The sequence below is a fragment of the Sphingomonas sp. Leaf242 genome (assembly GCF_001422045.1).
In the GTDB taxonomy this organism is placed as follows: domain Bacteria; phylum Pseudomonadota; class Alphaproteobacteria; order Sphingomonadales; family Sphingomonadaceae; genus Sphingomonas.
This window is the reverse complement of record NZ_LMLW01000007.1, coordinates 476,330-499,174: the sequence shown is the minus strand read 5'-3', so window position 1 is coordinate 499,174 and position 22,845 is coordinate 476,330. Positions and strand designations below refer to the sequence as shown.

Annotated in this window: 19 protein-coding genes and 1 riboswitch; of the genes, 6 read left to right on the top strand and 13 right to left on the bottom strand. The window is 66.9% G+C overall.

The features are described from left to right. Positions 1–56 precede the first annotated feature (56 nt). Genes ASF09_RS06610 through ASF09_RS06600 form a run of 3 tightly spaced genes read left to right on the top strand, consistent with a single transcriptional unit; the run spans position 57 to position 3,377 of the window. The gene (locus ASF09_RS06610) at positions 57–989 is read left to right on the top strand and encodes a threonine-phosphate decarboxylase (protein WP_327196552.1); all 933 of its coding nucleotides are present in this window, start codon (positions 57–59) and stop codon (positions 987–989) included. Then, positions 982–1,920 carry an adenosylcobinamide-phosphate synthase CbiB gene (gene cbiB / locus ASF09_RS06605; protein ID WP_060525716.1) on the top strand — a complete coding sequence of 313 codons (939 nt, stop codon included), beginning with the start codon at positions 982–984 and terminating at the stop codon, positions 1,918–1,920. Before ASF09_RS06610 ends, cbiB begins: the two co-directional genes overlap by 8 nt. Further along, positions 1,908–3,377 carry a cobyric acid synthase gene (locus tag ASF09_RS06600; protein WP_060525456.1) on the top strand — a complete coding sequence of 490 codons (1,470 nt, stop codon included), beginning with the start codon at positions 1,908–1,910 and terminating at the stop codon, positions 3,375–3,377. Before cbiB ends, ASF09_RS06600 begins: the two co-directional genes overlap by 13 nt. On the opposite strand, the gene cobS is transcribed toward ASF09_RS06600, so the two are convergent. From cobS to cobO, 5 genes are all read right to left on the bottom strand, one after another. After that, positions 3,342–4,055 (bottom strand): adenosylcobinamide-GDP ribazoletransferase, encoded by a 714-nt coding sequence (gene cobS / locus ASF09_RS06595; protein WP_060525455.1) that lies wholly within the window; start codon positions 4,053–4,055, stop codon positions 3,342–3,344. The two genes, ASF09_RS06600 and cobS, sit on opposite strands and share 36 nt — an antisense overlap. Continuing rightward, complete coding sequence (locus tag ASF09_RS06590; protein WP_156359243.1) at positions 4,052–4,621, bottom strand: histidine phosphatase family protein; 570 nt, start codon at positions 4,619–4,621, stop codon at positions 4,052–4,054. The genes cobS and ASF09_RS06590 overlap by 4 nt, the downstream gene beginning before the upstream one ends. Continuing rightward, positions 4,618–5,631 (bottom strand): nicotinate-nucleotide--dimethylbenzimidazole phosphoribosyltransferase, encoded by a 1,014-nt coding sequence (gene cobT / locus ASF09_RS06585; protein ID WP_060525453.1) that lies wholly within the window; start codon positions 5,629–5,631, stop codon positions 4,618–4,620. Before cobT ends, ASF09_RS06590 begins: the two co-directional genes overlap by 4 nt. After that, on the bottom strand, positions 5,628–6,035 hold the full coding sequence (locus tag ASF09_RS06580) for a DUF1636 domain-containing protein (protein WP_060525452.1): 408 nt from the start codon (positions 6,033–6,035) through the stop codon (positions 5,628–5,630). Before ASF09_RS06580 ends, cobT begins: the two co-directional genes overlap by 4 nt. 172 nt (positions 6,036–6,207) lie before the next feature. Next, positions 6,208–6,401: riboswitch (cobalamin riboswitch) on the bottom strand. 203 nt (positions 6,402–6,604) lie between these two features. Beyond that, complete coding sequence (gene cobO, locus ASF09_RS06575; RefSeq protein ID WP_060525451.1) at positions 6,605–7,210, bottom strand: cob(I)yrinic acid a,c-diamide adenosyltransferase; 606 nt, start codon at positions 7,208–7,210, stop codon at positions 6,605–6,607. 54 nt (positions 7,211–7,264) lie between these two features. On the opposite strand from cobO, the gene ASF09_RS06570 reads away from it, so the two are divergent. Beyond that, positions 7,265–8,881: an NAD(P)/FAD-dependent oxidoreductase gene (locus tag ASF09_RS06570; protein ID WP_060525450.1), complete on the top strand. Its 1,617-nt coding sequence runs from the start codon at positions 7,265–7,267 to the stop codon at positions 8,879–8,881. Between the two features lie 178 nt (positions 8,882–9,059). Here the strand turns inward: ASF09_RS06570 and ASF09_RS06565 are convergent, their stop codons facing one another. Beyond that, positions 9,060–9,737, bottom strand: coding sequence for a peptidylprolyl isomerase (locus ASF09_RS06565; protein WP_060525715.1), 678 nt, complete (start codon positions 9,735–9,737; stop codon positions 9,060–9,062). A gap of 168 nt (positions 9,738–9,905) precedes the next feature. On the opposite strand from ASF09_RS06565, the gene htpG reads away from it, so the two are divergent. Together htpG and ASF09_RS06555 are read left to right on the top strand one after the other, a co-directional pair. Continuing rightward, entirely contained in the window at positions 9,906–11,810 is a 1,905-nt protein-coding gene (gene htpG / locus ASF09_RS06560; protein ID WP_060525449.1) for a molecular chaperone HtpG, read from the top strand. Between the two features lie 79 nt (positions 11,811–11,889). Beyond that, the gene (locus ASF09_RS06555; RefSeq protein ID WP_082444116.1) at positions 11,890–14,121 is read left to right on the top strand and encodes a glycoside hydrolase family 3 N-terminal domain-containing protein; all 2,232 of its coding nucleotides are present in this window, start codon (positions 11,890–11,892) and stop codon (positions 14,119–14,121) included. Positions 14,122–14,151: 30 nt separating this feature from the next. Here ASF09_RS06555 and ASF09_RS06550 read toward each other — a convergent pair whose 3' ends face one another. The 7 genes from ASF09_RS06550 to relB all read right to left on the bottom strand — a co-directional run bounded on the left by ASF09_RS06550 (position 14,152) and on the right by relB (position 22,828). Beyond that, the gene (locus tag ASF09_RS06550; RefSeq protein ID WP_060525448.1) at positions 14,152–14,751 is read right to left on the bottom strand and encodes an ATP-binding cassette domain-containing protein; all 600 of its coding nucleotides are present in this window, start codon (positions 14,749–14,751) and stop codon (positions 14,152–14,154) included. Next, complete coding sequence (gene modB, locus ASF09_RS06545; protein ID WP_060525447.1) at positions 14,741–15,430, bottom strand: molybdate ABC transporter permease subunit; 690 nt, start codon at positions 15,428–15,430, stop codon at positions 14,741–14,743. Before modB ends, ASF09_RS06550 begins: the two co-directional genes overlap by 11 nt. Then, positions 15,431–16,174: a molybdate ABC transporter substrate-binding protein gene (gene modA, locus ASF09_RS06540; protein WP_235529687.1), complete on the bottom strand. Its 744-nt coding sequence runs from the start codon at positions 16,172–16,174 to the stop codon at positions 15,431–15,433. It lies immediately after the preceding gene. An 85-nt stretch (positions 16,175–16,259) separates the two neighbouring features. Continuing rightward, positions 16,260–19,628 carry a polysaccharide deacetylase family protein gene (locus tag ASF09_RS06535; protein WP_060525445.1) on the bottom strand — a complete coding sequence of 1,123 codons (3,369 nt, stop codon included), beginning with the start codon at positions 19,626–19,628 and terminating at the stop codon, positions 16,260–16,262. 246 nt (positions 19,629–19,874) lie between these two features. After that, the gene (locus tag ASF09_RS06530) at positions 19,875–22,157 is read right to left on the bottom strand and encodes a TonB-dependent receptor (RefSeq protein ID WP_082444161.1); all 2,283 of its coding nucleotides are present in this window, start codon (positions 22,155–22,157) and stop codon (positions 19,875–19,877) included. 213 nt (positions 22,158–22,370) lie between these two features. Next, positions 22,371–22,634 carry a type II toxin-antitoxin system RelE/ParE family toxin gene (locus ASF09_RS06525; protein WP_268795618.1) on the bottom strand — a complete coding sequence of 88 codons (264 nt, stop codon included), beginning with the start codon at positions 22,632–22,634 and terminating at the stop codon, positions 22,371–22,373. A 5-nt stretch (positions 22,635–22,639) separates the two neighbouring features. Continuing rightward, on the bottom strand, positions 22,640–22,828 hold the full coding sequence (relB, locus tag ASF09_RS21120) for a type II toxin-antitoxin system RelB family antitoxin (protein ID WP_082444115.1): 189 nt from the start codon (positions 22,826–22,828) through the stop codon (positions 22,640–22,642). Positions 22,829–22,845 lie beyond the last annotated feature (17 nt).

The window sequence follows — 22,845 nt, the reverse complement described above, 5'->3', positions numbered from 1 at the left end:
GTGTGAAAGATGATATGTCGGCACTGCGCGTTCATGGAGGAAGGGTCGACATTGCCGTGCGACTTTATCCCGACGCGCCGCGGCCGTGGCTGGATCTTTCGACCGGGATCAATCCCCGACCCTGGGTGCCCCCCTCCGGGATCGAGGTCGATACGCACGCGCTGCCTTCGCCCGATGCGCTGCTGGATCTCGAGGCGGTGGCGGCGGATGTGTTCGGCACCACCCCTGATCGCGTCGTCGCGCTGCCGGGCAGCGAGATCGGGCTGCGGTCGCTGGACGCGCTCGACCTCCCCTCCCCGCTCCGGGTCGTCGTCCCGAGTTACGGCACGCATGCAGAAGCTTTTGCGAATGCCCAGTATATCGAGCGCGCGGCGATCGACGGCGTCACGAACGGAACCGTGTTGCTCGCGAACCCCAACAATCCCGATGGTCGGCGCGATGTGCCCGAACGTCTCGTTGGCCTCGCCCGACGCGGCACGTGGCTGGTCGTCGACGAGGCGTTTGCCGATGTCCTGCCCGAGACCAGCATCGTGCCGCATCTCGCCGCCGACGACCGCGCGGTCGTGTTCCGTTCGTTCGGCAAGTTTTTCGGGCTTGCCGGCCTCCGCCTGGGCTTCATGATCGCGCCGGCGGATCTCGCGACGGCGATGCGGCGCAGGCTGGGGAGCTGGCCCGTATCCGCGCAGGCGATCGCTTATGGGTGCGCGGCCTATCGTGATACCGCTTGGCAAACCGAGGCGCGCCAATCGATTGGTGCGCGCGCCGATCGCCTCGACGCGCTCTTGCGCGGTCATGGCATCGCCGTATCGGGCGAATGCCCGCTGTTTCGCCTGATCGAACACGATGCGGCCGACGCGATATTCGAGCGTCTCGCGCACGCCGGCATCCTAACCCGCCGCTTCGATTATGCGCCGCGATGGCTGAGACTGGGCGTGCCGGGCGATGATGCCGCATTCGCCCGCCTCGATGCGGCCCTCGCGCATGGCTGAACCCGTCGCTCTGGTCGCGCTGGTACTGGACATCGCGATCGGCTGGCCCTCGTGGGTCTATGCACGGATCGGCCACCCCGTCGGCGGCTTCGCCCGCCTCATCGGATACACCGAAAAAAACTGGAACAGGACGTCCTGGTCGTTCGCGAGACGGCGCATTGCCGGCGTTCTGGCGCTGGTCCTGCTGCTCAGCGTGACGATTGCCACCGCCCTGGCGCTCGTCGCGCTTGCCCGCTTTGCGCTTGGTCCGATCGCCTGGCTCGGGCTGGGCCTGCTGGCGGCACCCGGGCTGGCGATCCGCAGCCTGTACGATCATGTCGTGCCGTGTGCGACGGCGCTCGAAGCCGGCGACCTCCCAGCCGCACGATCCCGCGTCGGGATGATCGTCGGGCGCGACGTCGCATCGCTCGACGAGAGTGGCGTCGCGAGCGCCGCGATCGAGAGCTTGGCGGAAAGCCTATGCGATGGGGTGGTGGCACCGCTGTTCTGGCTGCTCGTGGCGGGCGTCCCCGGGCTGTGGGCGTACAAGGCGATCAACACGGCGGACAGCCTGATCGGCCACCGCGAGGACCGCTGGCGCGCGTTCGGCTGGGCCGCCGCGCGGACCGACGACCTGGTCAATCTGATTCCGGCGCGGCTGAGCGGCGTCCTGGTCTGCGTCGCGGGGCTCGGTGGGTGGCGAACGATGTGGCGCGACGCCGGCAATCACGCCTCACCCAACGCCGGCTGGCCCGAAGCGGCGATGGCCGGCGTGCTCGGTCTTCGCCTCGCCGGACCGATCGCCTATGACGGGCTGACCCTTGCCAAACCCTATATCGGCGATGGCCGCCGCGACGCCACCGCAGTCGACCTTCGCGCTGCGCTTGGCGTCTATCGCCGGGTGTGCGTCCTTCTTCTCATGATTGCCGGAGGGATTGCATGGGCGCTCTGATGTTGCAGGGAACCGGTTCGGACGTCGGCAAATCGGTGCTCGTCGCGGGGCTGTGTCGCGCGTTCGCCAATCGCGGGCTGTCGGTGCGACCGTTCAAGCCGCAGAACATGTCGAACAATGCCGCCGTCACCGCCGATGGTGGCGAGATCGGCCGGGCGCAGGCAACGCAGGCGATTGCGTGCCGCGTCGAGCCCAGCGTCGACATGAATCCGGTGCTGCTCAAGCCGCAGGGCGACCGCACCTCGCAGTTGATCGTCCGCGGGCAGGTCCGTGGTACGCTTGCCGCCGCACGCTGGCGCGAGGGGCGCGAAGGACTGCTGGTCGACGTGCTCGACAGCTTCGAGCGACTGTCGGCCGGCTGCGACCTTGTCGTCGTCGAAGGCGCGGGCAGCCCCGCGGAGATCAACCTGCGCGCCAGCGACATCGCCAACATGGGGTTCGCCCGTGCAGCCGACGTGCCCGTGGTGCTGGTCGGCGACATCGACCGTGGCGGCGTGATCGCGGCGATCGTCGGCACGCGCGCGGTCATCGATCCGGCCGACGCCGCGATGATCCACGGCTTCCTGATCAACAAGTTCCGCGGCGACCCTGTGCTGTTCGACGACGGCTATCGCGCGATCGAGGCACGCAGCGGATGGCGCGGGTACGGCGTCGTGCCGTGGCTGACCGACGCGATGCGGCTGCCGAGCGAGGATGCGGTGATCCTCGAACGCCCAGTCGCCAGTGTGCAGCGCCGCGTCACGATCGCCTGCCCGATCACGCCACGAATCGCCAATTTCGACGACCTCGATCCGCTCCGGCTCGAACCCGGCGTCGCGCTGGTGATGGTGCCGCCGGGCTCGCCGATCCCCGACGTCGACATGATCGTGCTCGCCGGGTCGAAGGCGACGATCCCCGATCTCGCCTTCGTCCGCGCGCAGGGCTGGGACATCGATATCCGCGCGCATCATCGCCGCGGCAAGCCGGTGCTCGGGCTCTGTGGCGGCTATCAGATGCTCGGCCGCAGCATCGCCGATCCAGATGGAATCGAGGGGCCGGCGGGGCGCGTCGACGGGCTGGGGCTGCTCGACGTCGACACGATCCTCACCGGCCGCAAGACGCTCGACCGGGTCCGCGGGCGGTCGCAGGGTGCGGCGTTCGAGGGATACGAGATGCACATGGGCGCGACGACCGGGCCGGCCACCGCGCGCCCGGTCGGGCACCGCGCCGATGGCAGTCCCGAGGGCGCGACGAGTGCGGACGGACTGGTGGCGGGGAGCTATATCCACGGTCTACTCGCCCTCGCGGAGCAGCGTGCGGCGTGGCTGTCGCGGCTCGGCGTCGCCGCCAGCGGGCCCGATCACGGCGCGTCGATCGATGCCGCACTCGATGCGATCGCCGCGACGCTCGAACGTCATGTCGATCTCGACGCGCTGCTGGCGCTAAGCGAGCGCGCCGGCCACCGCGAGCGCGACTAGCAACCCCGTCTCGACGATCTCGATCCCGGCGCCGTGCGCATCGCCGGTCACCCCGCCGAGCGTCCGCCGCAGCCAGGTCGCGACGCCGAGCAGGAGCAGCGGCAGGGCGACAAGCGCCGGCACCACGGCAGCGGCAAGCGCGAGCAGCAGCCCCCACCCCAGAAGGTCACGCCCACGCACCGCACCGGCAACCGCTGCGCCGAGGCCGCCGGGACGCAGCGGTGGCAGCAGCCTAGCCCAGACGAGCGGTCCCATCCTCGCGGCGAACGGCACGAGGATCAACACGCAGCTCGCTCCCACCGCATGCAGCAGCACCAGCTTGGCGAGCATCTGACCGGAAATCGTGACGACGCCGAAGCTGCCGATATGCGGATCGGCCATGACCGCAAGCAACCGTGTCCGATCGCCATGCGCGGCGCCGAGACCATCGGCGAGGTCGGCAAGGCCGTCGAGATGCAGCGCGCCAGTAACTGCGATCCAGGTCAGCAGCGCGGCACAGGCGCCCGTCCACGGATCGACGAGTGCACCGAGCCAGCCGGCCGCTGCGACGAGCGCACCGATCGCGAGGCCAACGATCGGGTAAAGGCGGATCGCCGTCGCGAAATCCTCAGCGCCGACATCGATGCGGGGCATCGGCAAGCGCGTCAGGAACCCGAACGCGACGATCAGCCGCTTCACAGCGCCAGCCCGACGATCTGCACCGTCCGTGGCTGGCCCGGCCAAATGCGTAGCGAGACAAGCGCGGCATAGGGCAGATCAAACGCCCAGACCTGCCGCCGATCGAACCCGCACAAGTCCGCGAGCGCCGCCCGGATCGCGCCGCCATGCGTCACGACCAGTGTCGAGACCGGCGGCATTTCCGCCAATGCGCGCGCGACACGGCTTTGTAGCGCGGACAAGCGTTCACCATTCGGCGGCGGCGACGCGTCGGGATCGTCGTAGAACGCGGACAACGCTGAGCAGTCGATGGCCGCGGGAGCTAACCCGTCCCAGACGCCGAAATCGAGTTCCCGCCAGCTTGGATCGACCTCGACGGCAATGCCTCGCGGGCCTCCGATCGCCTTCGCACAAGCGTGCGCGCGGATCAGATCAGACGCCTCGATCCGGTCCACGGCGAGGCCGTCCGCCCGCGCGACGCAGGCGGCGATCCCCGCTTCGGTCACCGGGTCGTCGGTCCGCCCGAGCAACCGCCCCGGAACCTCGGGCGCGCCATGCCGCATCAGATACAGCATGTGGGCGCTCACGCCGCCGAAACGCCCGCCTCGGCGAACGTCGCCATCTCGGCATGCACCGCGAGTGCCGCCCGCACGAGCAACGTCGCCGTCGCTGCACCACTCGCTTCGCCCAGCCGCATCCCGAGCGACAGGAGCGGCTCGAGACGCATGCGGTCGAGAAGACGCCGGTGCCCCGCTTCGGCCGAGACATGCCCGGCCAGGCAATGCGCGAGGATGTCAGGACAGGCCGCCGCCAACGGCGCGACCGCCGCACAGCAGATGAACCCGTCGAGCATCACCGGTACGCCCGCCAGTCGCGCCGCTACTACCGCGCCCGCAATCGCCGCCAGTTCACGCCCGCCGAGCCTTCGCAAGATCTCGAACGGCGCGGTGAGAGCATCCCGGTGCAACGCGATTCCCGCCTCGACGACCGCGATCTTGCGCCCAATACCCTCGCCATCGACCCCGGTGCCGGGCCCGACCCAGTCGCTTGCCGACCCGCCGAAGCTCGCCAGACACAGCGCGGCAGCGGTGGTGGAATTGCCAATGCCCATCTCGCCGAGCACAACTAGGTCCGGCGCATCCGCGACCGCCGCCGCGCCCGCGTTGATCGCGGCAAGGCACTCATCCTCAGACATCGCCGGGGCTTCGGTAAAATCCGCCGTCGGCCGGTCGAGGTCGAGCGACACGATCTTGAGATCTAGGCCAGCCGCGCGCGACAATGCGTTGATCGCCGCGCCACCATGCTCGAAATTGGCCACCATCTGCGCTGTGACCGAGGCCGGGAACGCGCTCACGCCGCGCGCGACGATGCCGTGGTTGCCCGCGAACACGACCGCGCTGCCACGATCGAGCCGGGGCAGCGGGTTGCCCTGCCAGCCGGCCATGAACACCGCGATATCCTCCAGCCGACCGAGCGAGCCCGGTGGCTTGGTCAGTTCCCCCTGTCGTGCGATCGCAGCGGATCGCGCCGCGGCGTCCGCCTGCGGCAAGCCGCGCAAGGCCGCCAGAAACGCAGCGGGCGTCGCGAAGGCGGTCATTCGACGACGAACCCGGCGGGCGGCGTGCGCGTGATGAAGTGACCCTTCACCCCCTGCGGCCATTGCTTGAACGGCACCTGCCCGAACGCGCTCTCGCCGTAGAGACGCGCGTACTCGAGGATCGCACGCGCGGCGTCTTCGGTCGGCTCGAACCTGCCGAGCACATAGCCAACCTTGGCGGGTGCGCGCAGATGGATGGTGCAGAAATCCTGGCACGCGAACAGGCACGGCATCTCCTGCACCGCGACGTCGGCATAAGCGGGATCGCTCGCCTGCACCGCCTTCAGCGCGCTGACCAGCCGCGCGCCGCCGCGCTGACCGTGCTCGTCATCGCGCGCGTCGGTGGAATGGCGACACGTGTTGCACGCGACCACCGCGACGCCGTCTTCGACCGGGTTCAGCATGTCCGCTCCCGGACGATCTTAAAATGATGTAAGCTTGGCATAGGAACCCCTTCAGACAGTCGGTCCCGCACCACGCGAAGGGCCAAAGGCGCGCGCCTCCAGCCTCCGCGCGACGCGAAGCGATGTCGTCGCTCGGGGTGTTACCCGTCCGTTCGGCGCACCCTGGCCGGACGAAAGACGACCGCGACGGGCAGGTCTCCTGGCTCGCGGGTCAACGCCGTCCGCGCCGCCTTCTCGGGAATATCCCAATGGCATGAGGCACGATGGCTCGCCGCGTACAGTTGCAGGGGCAGCCGGGTGTTTCCCGTTCCCATTTTCATCCCCCTCCGCGCCAGCATCGGGGGAACCTGTCGCGGGGGGAGCGATAGGCGGGAGGCTTGGGGGACGCAAGACGGCGGTGCGCAGTTGGGCGTTCTCACCAGCAGGTCAACCGCCCGCCCGTCATCCTGACGAAAGTCAGGACCCAGGGTTACGGGCGGCAGCCTTCGTGGCTCTGGGTCCTGACTTTCGTCAGGATGACGGCGGTTGGGTCGGCAGCGCGACCGACCCAACCGCCGTCTGAAACGCGCCTAGAACTCCACACCCGCCTGCGCCTTGACCCCCGACCGGAACGGATGCTTCACCTGCGTCATCTCGGTTACCAGATCCGCCACCTCGATCAGCGCATCCGGCGCGTTCCGCCCGGTCACCACGACATGCGTCATCTCGGGCTTCGCCGCCAACACCGCCAGCACCTCGTCGACCGGCAGATACTCATACCGCAAAACGATGTTCAGCTCGTCCGCCACCACCATCGCGTACGACGGATCGGCAACCATCCGCTTCACCTCGTCCCAAGCCTCGCGCGCCACCGCGATATCGCGCGCGCGATCCTGCGTGTCCCAGGTGAAGCCCTCCCCCATCGGCTTGAACTCGCACAGCTCCGGGAACGCATCGAAGATCGCCTTCTCGCCGGTCGTCATCGCACCCTTGACGAACTGCACCACGCCCACCTTGCGCCCATGCCCGATCATCCGCACCGCCATGCCGAACGCGGCGGTCGACTTGCCCTTGCCCTTGCCGGTGTGGACGATGATGAGGCCTTTCTCGATCGTCTTGCTCGCGACGATCTTATCATGGACCTCCTTGCGCTTAGCGCTCTTGGCATTCTGTTCTTCGTCGGTTCGCATCATCAAGTCCTCTCGCGCTCCCGATGGCGGATCGCGCCGCGCGGCGCTAGAGCGACCGACATGCTCCGCATTACCGACCTCAAGCTGCCGCTCAACCACGCCGACGAAGCGCTTCCCGCCGCGATCCGCGACCGCCTGCGCGTCACCCCGCGCGACCTGATCCGTTACACCGTGGCGCGCCGTGCGCATGATGCCCGCGACAAGATGGACATCCAGCTCGTCTATTCGGTCGACGTCACGCTGAAGAACGAGGACACCGTCCTCACGCGCTTCCGCAAGGATCGCCACGTCCAGCGCACGCCGGTTACCGGCTACCGTTTCGTCACCAAGGGCGGCGCGAGCTACACCGGCCCCCGCCCGGTCGTGGTCGGTGCAGGCCCGTGCGGACTATTCGCGGGCCTGATCCTCGCGCAGATGGGGTTCCGCCCGATCATTCTCGACCGCGGTAAAGTCGTCCGCGAGCGCACCAAGGACACCTGGGGCTTGTGGCGCAAAAGCGTCCTCAACCCCGAATCCAACGTTCAGTTCGGCGAGGGCGGCGCCGGCACCTTCTCCGACGGCAAGCTCTGGAGCCAGATCAAGGACCCGCGCCACCTCGGCCGTAAAGTTCTGACCGAGTTCGTGAAAGCCGGTGCGCCACCCGAAATCCTGACCGAAGCACATCCGCATATCGGCACTTTCCGCCTCGTCACGATGGTCGAGAGCATGCGCGAGACGATCGAGGCGCTCGGCGGCGAATACCGCTTCTCGACGCGCGTCGACGGTCTCGACATCGCCGAAGAGTCAGGCACCCGCCAGCTACGCGGCCTCCACCTGAGCACCGGCGACTATCTCGAAGCCAACCACGTCGTCTTCGCGGTCGGCCACAGCGCGCGCGACACGTTCGAGATGCTCCATGCGAAGGGCGTCCATGTCGAAGCCAAGCCGTTCTCGATCGGCGTCCGCATCGAGCATCCGCAATCGTGGATCGACGAAGCACGGTTCGGGCCGTGCGCCGGCCATCCCGATCTCGGTGCAGCGGCGTACAGCCTGTCGCACCACTGCAAGAACGGGCGGACCGTCTACAGCTTCTGCATGTGCCCAGGCGGCACCGTCGTCGCCGCGACCTCCGAGGAGGGCCGCGTCGCGACCAACGGCATGAGCCAGTATTCGCGCAACGAACGCAATGCGAACTCGGGGATCGTCATCGGCATCGACCCGGAGCGCGACTATCCCGGCCACCCGCTCGCTGGCATCGAACTGCAACGCCACTGGGAATCGCGCGCCTACGTCGCCGGCGGCTCGAACTACAAGGCGCCCGCACAACGCATCGGCGATCTGCTCGCCGGCCGCGCGTCGACCGCGCTGGGCTCGGTGATACCGTCCTACAAGCCGGGCGTGCACATGACCGACCTCTCCGAATGCCTACCCGAGTTCGCAATCACCGCGCTCCGCGAAGCATTGCCGGCGTTCGGTCGCGAGATTCCCGGTTACGATCATCCGGACGCGGTGCTGACGGGAGTGGAGACGCGTACGTCGTCGCCGGTGCGCATCACCCGCGGCGACGATTTCGTGAGTCTTAACACCGCCGGGCTTTTCCCTGCGGGCGAAGGCGCTGGCTATGCGGGGGGGATTCTCTCGGCGGCGGTGGACGGTATCAAGGTGGCGGAGGCGGTCGCGCTCAGCCTGACTGCGTGACGTCCGAGACGAGCTCCCAAAATACCACCCCAGCGAAGACCGGGGTTCGATTGGGGGACGTCGATAGCAGAGGACTACCCTCCGTTACCGCGACCTTTCCCATTGGACCCCGGCCTCCGCCGGGCGGTTGACACGGTCGCACCGATCGGCGCGGAACCAGCAAGGGACGACGAAGCATTCATCTCCGCCGATCAGGCCGCACCCTGATCAGCCACGCCTTCGGCAACCCGGTCGGCTTCGCCACGCCGTCGAGCCGTTGCGCGCTGACCAGCGCCACGCGCTTCAGGATCATCTGGTCCTTGAACGCATCCATCCCGCCACCGGTCGGCTTGGCGAGGATGCGCTTCACCACGTCCATCCCGGCGATGACGTGCCCGAACGCCGCATACCCCGGATATCCCGCACGCGCGTCCATCGCCGGCGCCGGGCCGACGGTTATGAAGAAATTACCCCCTGCCGAAGCCGGGTTCATCCCGCGCGCCATAGAAATCGTCGCATCGCCGTGCTTGATCCCGGTCATCGCCGTCGTCTCGAGCGGGAACGGCGGCAGGATCCGCCGTGCGTCGGTGCGGATTCCCGCCTGGATGAACCCCGTTTTCGGCGCCGATTTCTGCCGGCTTGCGCGGTAGAAGTCGGTCCCGTCCAAGCGCCCGTCGTCGACATATTCGAGGAAATTCTGCGTCGTCTTGGGCGCATGACGCGCGTCAAGCGCCAGCAGGATCGGCCCTTCCGATGTAACGATCCGGACCCGCACGATCCCGGGCCTGGTGACCGATGTGCCGCGCGACGCAGGCTGCGCCCCGACCGCGGTCGTGAGGCTCAACACCCCCGCCAACCCGATGATAAAACGGCGCATGTCGATCATTCCCATAGCGGCTGATCGAGGCCCGCTAACCGCCAAGCGCTGCCGACGCAACATCGGCCGGCTTGAGGCACCCTGTCCGACGACGACGCGCTCTTGAAATCACCCTCCGAGCCGGCCAACTCTCGACCGTCATTACCCATAAGAGAGCCGTAACAGCCCATGACCAACGAAACCGTTCAAGCCGCGGAAACGCAGCCTGCCGAAACGCACGCGTTCGAAGCGGATGTCTCGCGATTGCTGCACATGATGGTGCACTCGGTCTATTCTGATAAGACCGTGTTCCTGCGCGAGCTGATCTCGAATGCGGCCGATGCGTGCGAGAAGCTGCGCTATGAGGCGTTGAGTGCCCCCGAATTGCTGGGCGACGAAGCCCGCACGCAGATCGCCATAACGCTCGATCCCGACGCCAAGACGCTGACGATCGAGGACAACGGCATCGGCATGACCGCCGACGACATGGCCGAGGCGCTCGGCACGATCGCGCGCTCGGGCACCAAGGCGTTCATGGACCGTATCGCCGCCTCGACCGGCTCGGACGGTGCGCAGTTGATCGGCCAGTTCGGCGTCGGCTTCTATTCCGCGTTCATGGTCGCATCGAAGGTCGACGTGATATCGCGCCGCGCTGGCGCCGACACCGCGTCGGTCTGGTCGTCGGACGGCCTCGGCACCTACACGATCGCGCCGATCGACCCTGCCGAGGCGCCCGCTCGCGGGACCCGCGTCGTGCTCCATCTGTTGGAAGACGCGACGTCCTTCACCGAGCGTTATACCGTCGAACGGCTGATCAAGGACCAGTCGGGCCATGTCCCCGTCCCCATCACGCTCCGCGAAACGCCCGACGCCGAGCCGGTCGAGATCGCCGACGGCGCCGCGCTCTGGACCAAGCCGAAGTCCGAGATCAGCACGGAGGACTATGCCGATTTCTATCGCAGCGTCTCCGGCCAGTTCGACGAGCCCGCGCTGACGCTGCACTACCGCGCGGAGGGGCTGCACGAATATTCGGTGCTCGCCTATGTCCCCGGCGCAAAGCCGTTCGACCTGTTCGATCCCGACCGCAACGGCCGTATGAAGCTGTACGTGAAGCGCGTCTTCATCACCGACGACGCCGAGGTTTTGCCGCGCTATCTCCGCTTCATGCGCGGGCTGGTGGATTCGTCAGACCTGCCGCTCAACGTCTCGCGCGAGATGATCCAGGAGAGCCCGATGCTCGCCGCGATCCGCAAGGGCGTCACCGGCCGCGTGCTCGGCGAATTCGACAAGCTCGCGACCCGCGATGCGGATGCCTATGCGAAGATCTGGGAGAATTTCGGCGCGGTCCTGAAGGAAGGGCTGTACGAGGATTTCGAACGGCGCGAGGCCCTGCTGAAACTCGCACGGTTCAAGACCACGACGTCGGCCGGCGCATGGCGTTCTGTCGCCGACTATGTCGCGGCGATGAAGGACAACCAGACCGCGATCTATTACGCGGTCGGTACCGATCTCGACCGACTAGAGGCCTCGCCGCAGCTCGAAGGGTTCCGCGCGCGTGGGATCGAAGTGCTGTTGCTGCCGGACTCGGTCGACGGCTTCTGGGTGACGGCGGGTATCGATCACGACGGCAAGCCGTTCAAGTCGGTGACGCAGGGCGCTGCCGATCTCGGCCTGATCCCGCTGGTCGACGGTATCGAAGCACCGACGGCCGACACCACGCCGCAAGTCGCGGACTTCATCGCGTTCGTGAAGACGACGCTCGCCGATGCGGTCTCGGAGGTCCGCGCGTCGGAGCGTCTGACCGACAGCGCGGTCTGCCTGGTCGCGGCCGATAGCGGCATGGACCGTCAGCTCGAGCGGATCCTCGCCGCAAGCGGTCAGGCGATGCCCGCCGCCAAGCCGGTGCTGGAGATCAACCCGCGTTCTGCGCTGATCGCCAAGCTGGCCGCGCTCGGCGAGGACGAGACGGCGCTGCGCGAGGACGCCGCGCACCTGCTGTTCGACGAAGCGCAGATCGCCGATGGCGAGCGCCCGGTCGATGCCCGCGCCTTCTCCGCCCGCCTGTCGCGGCTGTTCACGCGCGCGTTGGGCTGAGCGACCTCGACCACGGTTCCGCGGATTTGCGGAACCGTGGTCCAGCGACTAGTCCGCTTCAAAGACTGAGGAGCAGGACATGTCGCCCATTCTAGATCGCCGCCAGATACTGACCGGCGGCGCGGCCATCGCTGGCCTCTCGCTCGGCTCGACCGCCGCACTCGCGCAGAACGACCGGATCGAGAGCCTCATCGCGAAGATGACCCCGGCCGAAAAGGCGGGCCAGCTCAGCTGCTTCTCCGATCAGATCCGCCCGATCGGCGTGCCGTTCAATCCCGGTCTCGCGACCGGCGGCGCGGCCGAGCAGATCGCCCGGATCAAGACCGGCCAGATCGGCATGCTGTTCAACGGCGTCGGCTACACCGGCGCGAAGGCTGCGCAGGATGCGGCGATGGCCACGCGGCTCAAGATCCCGCTGATCTTCGCCGGCGACGTGATCCACGGCCTGCGCACCGCCTACCCGCTGCCGATCGCCGAGGCCTGCGCGTTCGATCCCGACCTCGCCGAGCGCACCGCGCGCGCTGCGGCACTGGAAACCACCGCGCTCGGCATTCACTGGACCTTCGCGCCGATGGTCGACGTCGCGCGCGACCAGCGCTGGGGCCGCGTCGCGGAAGGCTCCGGCGAGGACCCGTATTTGGGCATCCAGCTGGCCAAGGCGCGCGTGCGCGGTTTCCAGGGGGACGATCTGCGCGATCCGACCCGCGTTGCGGCCTGCGCCAAGCATTTCGCCGCATATGGCGCGGTCTCGGGCGGCCAGGATTACAATTTTACCGAGATCTCCCCCGCTACGCTGCACGAGGTCCATCTCGCGCCGTTCAAGGCCGCGGTCGACGCAGGGATCGCGACGTTGATGAGCGCGTTCAACGATATCGACGGCGTTCCTTCCAGCGGCAATCACTGGCTGATGACCGACCTCCTGCGCGGGCAATGGCGGTTCCGCGGGATGGTCGTCGGCGACTACACGGCCGATGAGGAACTGATCGCGCACGGCTATGCCAAGGACGGCCGCGACGCCGCGAAGAAGGCGTTCATAGCGGGCATGGACATGGCCATGCAGTCGAACCTGTTCAATCTGTGGCTGCCCGACCTCGTCGAGAAGGGCGAAGTCCCGGTCGCGCGGCTCGACGAAGGCGTGCGCCGCGTGCTCCACCTGAAGGATGCGATCGGGTTGTTCGACAACCCCTATCGCTCGGTCAGCCGGAAGGCCGAACGCACCAGCGTCTCGACGCCCGCCATGCTGAAGCTCAGCCGTGAGGCCGGCGCGCGCTCGATCGTTTTGCTAAAGAACGACAGCAACCTGTTGCCGTTGAAGAAGAACCCCGGCCGGATCGCGGTGATCGGGCCGTTCGCCGAGGACCGCAAGAACGTCGTCGGCACCTGGGCGTTCATGGCCGACGAAAAGCTCAACGTCTCGATCGCGCAAGGACTTCGCGCACGCGGGCTGACCGTGACGACGGCGCAGGGCTCCGAGATCGAAGCCCCCCTGCCCGGCGGGATCGCGACAGCGGTCGCCGCTGCGAACGCTGCGGATATCGTCCTGCTCGCGGTCGGCGAATCGCAGCTCATGTCGGGCGAAGCGCAATCGCGCACCGAGATCACGATCCCTGCCCCGCAGATGGCGCTCGCCGAAGCCGTCGCGGCGACGGGCAAGCCGGTCATCGTGCTGCTCCGCCACGGCCGCGCGCTCGCCTTGCACGGTGCCGTCAAGGATGCGCCGGCGATCCTGGCGACGTGGTTTCTCGGGTCCGAAAGCGGCAACGCGATCGCCGACGTGCTGTTCGGCGACGTCAACCCGTCCGCCAAGCTGTCCGCGAGCTTCCCCAACGAGAGCGGCCAGGAACCCTATTTCTACAACCACAAGAACACCGGTCGCCCGGCACCGGATACGGGCAGCCAGGAATACAAATCGCGCTACCGCGAGACGAAGAACGAAGCGCTCTACCCGTTCGGGCACGGCCTGAGCTACACCAGCTTTTCGGTCTCGAACGTCGTCGTGCCGGCGCAAATGACCGATACGCTCGCCGTCACCGCCACCGTCACCAACACCGGCGCGCGGGCCGGCGACGAAGTCGTGCAGCTCTACATCCACGACCGGGTCGCCAGCCGCACGCGGCCCGTTCGCGAACTCAAGGAGTTCGCGCGCGTCTCGCTGGCACCGGGCGCATCGAAACGCGTGACGCTGACCTTGAAGCGCGAAGACCTCCGCTTCTGGGGCGACGGCGATTGGGTGATCGAGCCTGGTATGTTCGACCTCTGGGTCGCGACGAGTTCGGTCGCCGGCGAGAAACAGAGCTTCGAACTCGTATAAGCTGTTCTCCCGCCTCGGCGGGGGAACACGCTACATCCGCACGACCCGGTTTCCGATCCGCTCGGCTTCCTCGGGGTCGTGCGTGACCATCAGGATCGGCAGCTTGAGCACGTCGCGGACATGCTCGATCGCCAGCATGATCTCTTCCCGCCGCGCGCGATCGAGCGACGACAGCGGCTCGTCGAGCAGCAGGAAGCGAGGCCGGCTGAGTAGCGCGCGACCGATCGCCACCCGCTGTGCTTCCCCGCCCGACAGCGTGCGGGGCCAGCGTTCGAGCAGATGGCCGATGCCGAGAAAGCCGACGATGTCCTCGAACCGCTCCGCCTCGCCGCGTACGCCGTAGAGCAGGTTCGCGCGGACGCGCATGTGCGGGAACAGCCGCGCTTCCTGGAAGACATAACCCGCGCGGCGGCGTTCGGGAGGCACGTCGATGCCGTCGCCGAACAGCGTCTCGCTGTCGACGGCGATCCGTCCGCGATCGGGCCGGAGCAGTCCGGCGACCATGTTCAGGACGCTCGACTTGCCGACGCCCGAGGGACCGAACAGCACGGTAGCCCCCCCGCCTGCGTCGAGCGTCAGCGATACCCGCGTATCGCCGAGCCGCTTCTCGACATCGATTTCAAAGGACATGAAGCCCCCGTCCAGCGCGCCGCGTCAGCAGTTCCGAGGCGATCAGAGCAACGAGCGACAAGCCCACGGACACGCATGACAATCGCCACACCATCGCGTTCGCCCCCGGCTGTTGCAATGCGGAGTAGATCGCCAGCGGCAAGGTCTGCGTTTCACCCGGGACGTTGGACACGAAGGTGATCGTCGCGCCGAACTCGCCGATCGATCGCGCGAAGCCGAGCACCGCGCCGGCCAGCACGCCGGGGATGCTGAGCGGCAGCGTGAGCGTCCAGAACACACGCCAGGGCCCCGCGCCCAGCGTCCGCGCGGCATTCTCCAGCCGCCGGTCGACCGCTTCGATCGAGATCCGCATCGCGCGCACCATCAGCGGCAACGCCATCACCCCCGCCGCGATCGCCGCGCCGGTCCAGCGGAACAGCACGGTGATCCCGAACCAGTCCTGGAGCCACGCGCCGATCGGGCCATTCGGTCCGAACGCGAGCAGTAGCAGCCAGCCGGTCACCACAGGCGGCACCACCAGCGGCAGATGGATCGCCGCATCGACGATCACCTTGCCCGGGAAGCGGACGCGCGCGAGCAGCCAGGCCAGCGCGAAAGCGACCGGCAGGGTCACCAGCATCGCCACGCCGCCGACCTTCAGCGAGAGCGCGACGATCCCCCATTCGGCCGCGTCAAGCATCTAGCGCGCGGAGAACCCGTAGCGCACGAAGATCGCCTTGCCCTCGCGCGAAACGAGGAATCGCCGGAACGCCTCGGCATCGGGATTGGTCGAGGCCTTCAATCGCGCGACCGGGTAGGTGATCGCGGGATGCGTGTTTTCGGGGAAGACACCCGCGATGCGGACCTTGGCGGACGCCTTCGCATCGGTCGCATAGACGATCCCGAGCGGTGCCGCGCCGCGCTCGACCAGGGCCAGCGTCGCCCGAACATTCTCAGCGCGCACCACCTTCGGCGAGACCTGCGCCCAAACGCCGAGCTTCTCCAGCGACGCCTGCCCGTATTTACCCGCGGGCACCGCTGTGTCCGCCATCGCCAGCGGCCCAGCAGTCAGCACGCGCGCGAGTGCCGCGGGCGGGCGCACCGGTATCCGGACCTTGCTGCCCGCGGGGGCGGCGACGACGAGGCGATTGCCGAGGAACGTCACGCGGGTCGATGCGACGATCAGGTTCTTCTTCGCGAGCTCGTTCATCCAGTCTTCGTCGGCGGAGACGAACAGATCGGCGGGCGCACCGGATTCGACTTGCCGGGCCAAAGCCGATGATGCGGCGAAGGAGATGGTCGGCTTGATATGGCCATTCTTGGCCCAGGCATCGGCCGCGGCGGTCAGCGATTCCTGCAGCGATGCGGCCGCCAGCACGAGCGGTGCACGTTGCGCATATGCGGTGCCGCTCGCAAGGCCCACCGGGATTGCCAGTGCCGCCATCAGATACCGCATACAGAGACCCCATAATTTCGACCGGCGAACGCCAGCAGACACGGTAACGTCGCGCGCGGCAATGCGTTGCGCGTTAGTTCGCCGTGACCCGCCCGGTTCGCGCCAGCTTGCCCCAGCCGACCAAAGGTCCACGCAACGCCTGCGCAATCGCCTTCAGCACGACGTAATACATCACCTGACGATAGCCGATCCGCTGCGGGATCAGCAGCCACAGCAACCGCCATCGTTCCTTCCGCTCCAGCGCGAACGCGATCGTCGCGGCTAACAGGTCGATCGCGGTGAAGATCAGCCAGTAGGCGAGCATCGTATAGACGTCGTGGCTGGTCTGCTCCCAGCCATGCGCCTGCACCGACAGATAGGTCGAGGCGAAGCTGACCAGCAGCGCGAGGTCGATGATCGGTGAGATCGACGCCAGGATGATCTGGAACACGATCGCCTGCGGCAAGCCGACCCAGCCGAGCCCGCGCGGGTGCGACCGGCCGATCGCCGAGCGGTGCTTGTAGAGACACTGCAACGTCCCGAACGCCCAGCGGAACCGCTGCTTGGCAAGCGCGCGCATCGTCTCTGGCGCCTCGGTCCAGGCAATCGCAAACTGGTCGTACTGGACGGTCCAGCCATGCCGCTGGATTGCGATCGTAAGGTCCTGGTCCTCGGCGAGCGTGTCGTCGGGATAGCCGCCGACGCTGCGGATCGCCTCGAGCCGCCACGCGCCGACCGCACCCGGCACGACGGTCATCGCGTTCAGCCGCGCGAGCGCACGCCGTTCGAGATTCTGCGCGGTGATGTACTCGAGCGCCTGCCATTTGGTGATCAGATTGACGCGGTTGCCGACCTTCGCATTACCCGCGACCGCGCCCAGTTCGGGATCGACGAACCACCGCGCAAGGCGGGCGATCGTCATCGGTTCGAACTGCGTATCGGCGTCGAGCGCGATCACGATCTCGCCGCGTGCCAGTTCGAGCCCGCGGTTGAGCGCGCGCGCCTTGCCGCCGTTCTCCAGCGTCAGCAGGCGGACGCGGTCGTCGCCGGCGAACGCTTCGGCGACGACGCGACTGGTGCCGTCGCTCGACCCGTCATCGATCACGATCACCTCGATCGAGACGTCCTTCGACGCCAGCACGCCCTCCACGGCGCGCACGATCACGCGCTCCTCGTTGAACGCGGGAATCATCACCGTCACGAACCGCGACGGATCGATCGCCGGGAACACCGTCTTCAGTTCGCGCCGCGCCTGGATAAGCGCGAGCGCAGACAAGGCGAGCGCGCGGAGGATGCCGATCGTGATCGCGATTCCGAAGATCCAGCGGAGCGCAACGACGATGCCGCCGAGCGTGCTGAACAGTGCGAGGTCGGCGACAGCGGCGACGCGGTCGCTCGACGAGATGACCGGCATCGACTGGTTGCGCGACAGCCCGGCAAGCGTCGACACGGGGACGAAGCTGTAGCCCATCGCCCGCAGCCGCTCGATGATGATCGGCAGCGCGGCGACGGTCTCAGCGCGGTTGCCACCGGCGTCGTGGAGAAGGATGATGTTGCCGCTGCGCTCGGGATTGCCCGCCTCGACGCCGGCGATGGTCCGGTCGATGATCGCCCGCACGCCGGGGCGCTTCCAGTCGTCGGGATCGACGTGGAGGCCGACCGAGATATAGCCGCGCTTCTGTGCTTCGAGCGCAGGCAGGATTTCGTCCGCGGTGCTCGGCTCGGCATCGCCGAAATAGGGCGCGCGGAACAGCCGCAACGACCGCCCGGTGAACGCCTGGAACAGCCGCTGCGTAGTGTTCAACTCGTACTTCACCTGCCGCTGCGAGACGTTGGCGAGGTTGGGGTGCGTGTACGTGTGGCTGCCGATCTCATGGCCTTCGTTGACCATGCGCTCGAGAAGAGGGCGTTCGGTCAGCGCATTCTCGCCGATCACGAAGAACGTCGCCGGCGCATGCTCGCGCTTGAGGACGTCGAGGATCTGCGGCGTCCATTCGGGATCGGGCCCGTCGTCGAAGGTCAGCGCGAGTTGTTTCGGACGATAGCCGGTTCGCACCACGACATAGGGCGACGGCATCCGCGTGAAGTTCACGTCGGCGATCGTGCCGTCCTTCGCCGGCACCGCATCGCGAATGCCGGTGACCGGCTCGGCGGCGATCTTGAGGATTTCGCCGCTGCCCTCGATATCGACATTGGTGCCGGCCGGCATCTTGTCGATCGAATCGGGGATCGGCAGCTTGCGATGATCGCGACCCCAGATCGACCAGAGCCCGGGATCCTCCGACCCGAGACGCCAGAGCGCGACGCTACCGAGGCCAGCCTTTTGCAGGAACGCGATCTGATTGTACGCCGACGCCGCATCGAGCAGCCACACCTGATGCTTCACGCCACCCTCGGAATAGGCGAAGCTGCTGTTGCCACTGGTCTTGTCGAAGGTCGGCACCGTGCCCGAGTCCGCTGCGTTCTGCCACGCTTCCTCGACATCGAGCGCATCGCCGTTGCCGGCATCGGCCCCCGCATGCCAGTCATAGGCATAGGAGCCGATCGCCACGACCAGCTTGGCGGGGGGGATGCCACGTGCCGCATCGGCCACCATGTGCGCGAACCAGCGCTGCGATGCGATCGGCCCTGGCGCACCGCTCGTTTCGTGCTCGTCATACGCCATCAGGAAGATCTTGTCGGTCACCTTGGCATAGGCGGGCAGGTTCCAGTCGGGGTTGGCGACCGGCGCGGCGATCGCGACTACCCAGCCGCGGCTCGCGAACCGCGCGCGCGTCTCGGCGAGGAACGCGCGGTATTTGGGCTGTGCCGACGCGGGCAGATCCTCGAAATCGTAGAACACGCCGCCGGCGCGGTTGGCGGCCAGGAACGGCACGAGCTTGTCGAGGAAGGCCGCGCGTGCCTTCGGATCGGCGAACAGTGCCGCGCTGCCCGCGCCGTCCCAGTTCCCGTCGACAGCGTTCTGCACCATCGGCAGGATCACTGGCCGGTGGACCGCCTTGTTGAGGATATCGCGACCTGCCTGGTCGCGGAACACGGTGATGTGGTGATCCTTGCCGGTGATCGAGACCCAGCCGGGGATCAGCCAGTCGAGCTGTTCGACATGCCGCGCGAGGCTGGCGGTGCTCGCCTCGTCCCACGGCGCGTGAAAGGCGATCGCAAGTGCCGGGTTGGCGCCGTTGCCGACACCGGGCTTCGCCGCGCTCGTGCCGAACAGCTGCTTGGCATAGTAATTCAGGTCGCGCCGCGTTTCGCGAAGGATGCCACCGCGCGGCGCGGGCAGCTTGTGGAGCGCGGGGTGCTCGGGCTCGATCGGCAGCAGCGGCGCGGTGGGCACCGCACCGATCGAAACGGCGAACATCGCGATCGATAGCAGCAGCAGCGCGACGAACGCCGCGACGCCAAAGGTGAACCGCCGCCGACGACGGCCGCTTGCATCATAGAAGACAGGATTGAGCGACATGAGGGGGAGTATCAACCGACGGAAGGAAAACGGCAAATTTCTATTTTAGGCCGCTACAGCGCGGTTCCGGCGGACGCTGCTGAAAAATCCGTCACGCTGCGGTGGGATGAACCCGTAATCCCTGCATCCCCTCCCGCACGCGGAAGGGGACCGTGGGGTGGGCACCCTGCTTGCTTCAGCGTTGCGTCCGGTGATGGCGCGAGCCCACCCCCTACCCCTCCCGCATGCGGGAGGGGCGAAGTCAGATCAACGGAACTTGCCGCTGAGCGATACGCCGATGATCCGCGGCTCGTTGAACACCGCCGCCATGTAGTTCTCGATCACGCCCTTGAGGTTCTTCTCGCCGGTTATGTTACGCGCGAACACGGCCAGCTCATACGCATCGTCGGGCGCGGCGTAGCCGATCTTCAGGCCACCCTCGAAGTTGCCGTTCGCGGTGAACTCCTTGGTCTTGTACAGCACGAACTGCGTGTAGCCCTGGATGTTGAAGTCGCCCGCGATGAACGCGCGACCGCCATTGCCGAGCGGCTGGTCATAGCGCGCGTTGAGGTCGACGTTATACTCGGGCGCGTTCGGCAGTGGGTTGCCATTGATCTGCGCGAACGTGTTGGCGCCGACCTTGATCGTCGGATCCTCGACCGTGCAGACCACGACGCCGTTCAGGATGCAGACCTGCGCATAGACGTTCTTGTCGCGAATCTTGCTGTGCAACAGGCTGAGCCCCGCGCCGAGCGTCAGGTTCGGCACCGGCTTCCAGTTCGCCTCGGCTTCCATGCCGTATGCGTCGGCCTTGTCGGCGTTGAACAGCACGCCGTTGCCGTTCACGTCGTTGCCGTTGAGCTGGATGTCCTTGACACGGTAGGCGAAGACCGTGGCGTTCAGGCTCAGCGTGTTGTTCAGCAGGCGGCTCTTGACGCCACCCTCCCACGACAGGATCGTCTCCGACTTGGCGGTCGTGAAGTCGGAGTTGAACACGGCCGAGCGACCCTGGATCGTCGGCCCGCGGAAGCCCTCGGCGACGCGCGTGTAGAGGCTGACGTCGGGGCTCGCCTGATACAACAGGCTCGCGTCCCAGCTTGGCTTGGTCGCCTTCAACGTCACGTCGCGGCGGCCGCGATACGTTACGCTACCATCGGCTTGGTCCGCCGTCTTCAGAAGCTGCGTGCGCTTCTTGTCCTCGGTGACGCGACCGCCGACGGTCAGCGTCAGCTTGTCGACCAGCTCATAGCTGACCTGCCCGAAGCCCGCCCAGGACGTGTTGACGTCGTGCAGGCGTACCCAGTTGTTGGGGTTGCGCGCGGCCGTCGTCAGGAAGAACCCGCGCTGATAGAAATCGGTGATGTCGCGCGTATCGAAATACAGGCCGCCGACCTGCCAATTGAAGCGACCGCCGGGGGTGCCTGCAAGCCGGACTTCCTGTGACCACTGATCGAGATCGCGGATCTGGCCCTGCGACTGCCCGAAGCCGTTCGCGATGCCGCCGACCGGGAAGTTCGCGCCCGCACCGCCATCGGTGTCGCCGCGGCTGAACCCCGAGGTCGTCTCGTACGCGGTGATCGAGGTCAGCGCGGCGGGACCAAAGTCGTAGGTCCCGCGGGCCGAACCACCATAGGTGTTGTAGCTCTGCGGGTTGTCGTTCCCCTCGTCGTACGAGACCACGTTGCGCGGCTCGGCCGATACGTCGTTCGAGCCCTTCTTGAGGGCACCGCGGTGGAACAACGTCGAGGTGCCGTCATACCAGCGGGCGTGGCCCGACAGGTCCAGCGTGAAACGCTCGCCCGGCGTCAGCGCAAGCTGCACGCGGACGTTGCGATCGTCGAAGCCGCCCATCGCGTCCTTGCGCGGCGTCGCGGTATTGTCGGCACTGACACCCGCGAACCGGTTGTCGACATAGTTCTCGCGGTGCTGGATCAAAGTCGACAGGCGGATGGCCAGGAGGTCCTTGATCAGCGGGCCACCCACACCGGCATCGAGGCTGACGCTATTGTACGAACCGACCGACGCCGAAGCACGGCTGTCGAAGTCGTTGGTCGGCTTGTTGGTATCGAACTTGATGATGCCGGCGGTGGTGTTGCGACCGAACAGCGAGCCCTGCGGACCGCGCAGCACTTCGACCTGGCGGACGTCGAACACCGGGTTCGACTTCAGCACGACATGCTCGAGGATCACGTCGTCCTGGATGATCGTGACCGGCTGCGATGCGCCAAGGTAGAAATCGATGTTGCCGAGACCGCGGATGTAAAAACGCGGGAAGATGCGGCCGGTCGTCGATTCGACGTACAGGCCGGGGACGCGGCCCGACAGAGCGAGCAACGTGTCGTCGCCGCCTGCGGTATAGGCGCGCAATGCATCGCCCGATGCGACGCCAACCGACAGCGGCACCTTCTGGAGGTTTTCCGAACGACGCTCCGCGGTAACGACGATATCGCCGAGACCGTCCGCCGGAGCAGCCTGCTCCTGGACGGGCACCGCATCCTGCGCGAACGCCGCCGAACCAGCCAGCACCGAACCGAACGCGACGCTAAGCATCAGCGCCGACTTAACGACCGAAATCTTCAAAATTCTATTCCCCAATAATGCGGCGCCGTCCCTGACGACCGACCGCACATCCCAAAAATACAACGTCGCGGCTTGTCCTCGACCGCCCTCCCCGGACGGCTCGACGACGCCTCGCGACGCTCACTCCCCGATCCGGCGGTTAGGCGGGGATTGTGTTGGTATGATGACAGTTGGTTACAGAGATCACGGATAATCCCGGCGCGCATGCACGACGTTGACGATCTCGATCATGCCCGGCACGACTCGATAGATGAGAAGATAGTTGGGGTGCACGACAGCTTCGCGCGTACCGTCAGCCCTGCCTGGTCGGTACATGAATGGGTGATCGGCAAGACGGTCAGCGCATGCCGCGATCGATGTCGACAGCCGCTCGGCTGCGTCCCTATTTCGATCGGCGACATAATCGAGAATTGTAGTGGCATCTTCGACCGCCTCAGGGCGCCAGATGAGCTTCAGCGATCTCCGCCTGATCGATCGGTGGGGGCTAAAACCGATCTCATTGCGGCGACGGCATCTTCGTGTGAAATCGATGGACGAGGATCTGCCAACGACCGCGCGACCTTTTCGCGTATCCAGCGATCATAAGCTTCTGCCGAGATCGAGGACCCGGACTCGAAGGGTTTGGATGAGACTTGCGCCATCACGCGAGCCTACGCCT

Coding starts and splice junctions, on each gene's coding strand:
- cobT (WP_060525453.1), bottom strand. CDS start 5,631: ATGACCGCCTTCGCGACGCCCGCTGCGTTTCTGGCGGCCTTGCGCGGC.
- ASF09_RS06550 (WP_060525448.1), bottom strand. CDS start 14,751: ATGTCCTTTGAAATCGATGTCGAGAAGCGGCTCGGCGATACGCGGGTA.
- modB (WP_060525447.1), bottom strand. CDS start 15,430: ATGCTTGACGCGGCCGAATGGGGGATCGTCGCGCTCTCGCTGAAGGTC.
- relB (WP_082444115.1), bottom strand. CDS start 22,828: ATGGCGCAAGTCTCATCCAAACCCTTCGAGTCCGGGTCCTCGATCTCG.
- ASF09_RS06555 (WP_082444116.1), top strand. CDS start 11,890: ATGTCGCCCATTCTAGATCGCCGCCAGATACTGACCGGCGGCGCGGCC.
- ASF09_RS06530 (WP_082444161.1), bottom strand. CDS start 22,157: ATGCTTAGCGTCGCGTTCGGTTCGGTGCTGGCTGGTTCGGCGGCGTTC.
- cbiB (WP_060525716.1), top strand. CDS start 982: ATGGCTGAACCCGTCGCTCTGGTCGCGCTGGTACTGGACATCGCGATC.
- modA (WP_235529687.1), bottom strand. CDS start 16,174: ATGGCGGCACTGGCAATCCCGGTGGGCCTTGCGAGCGGCACCGCATAT.
- ASF09_RS06600 (WP_060525456.1), top strand. CDS start 1,908: ATGGGCGCTCTGATGTTGCAGGGAACCGGTTCGGACGTCGGCAAATCG.
- htpG (WP_060525449.1), top strand. CDS start 9,906: ATGACCAACGAAACCGTTCAAGCCGCGGAAACGCAGCCTGCCGAAACG.
- ASF09_RS06580 (WP_060525452.1), bottom strand. CDS start 6,035: ATGCTGAACCCGGTCGAAGACGGCGTCGCGGTGGTCGCGTGCAACACG.
- ASF09_RS06570 (WP_060525450.1), top strand. CDS start 7,265: ATGCTCCGCATTACCGACCTCAAGCTGCCGCTCAACCACGCCGACGAA.
- ASF09_RS06565 (WP_060525715.1), bottom strand. CDS start 9,737: ATGCGCCGTTTTATCATCGGGTTGGCGGGGGTGTTGAGCCTCACGACC.
- ASF09_RS06535 (WP_060525445.1), bottom strand. CDS start 19,628: ATGTCGCTCAATCCTGTCTTCTATGATGCAAGCGGCCGTCGTCGGCGG.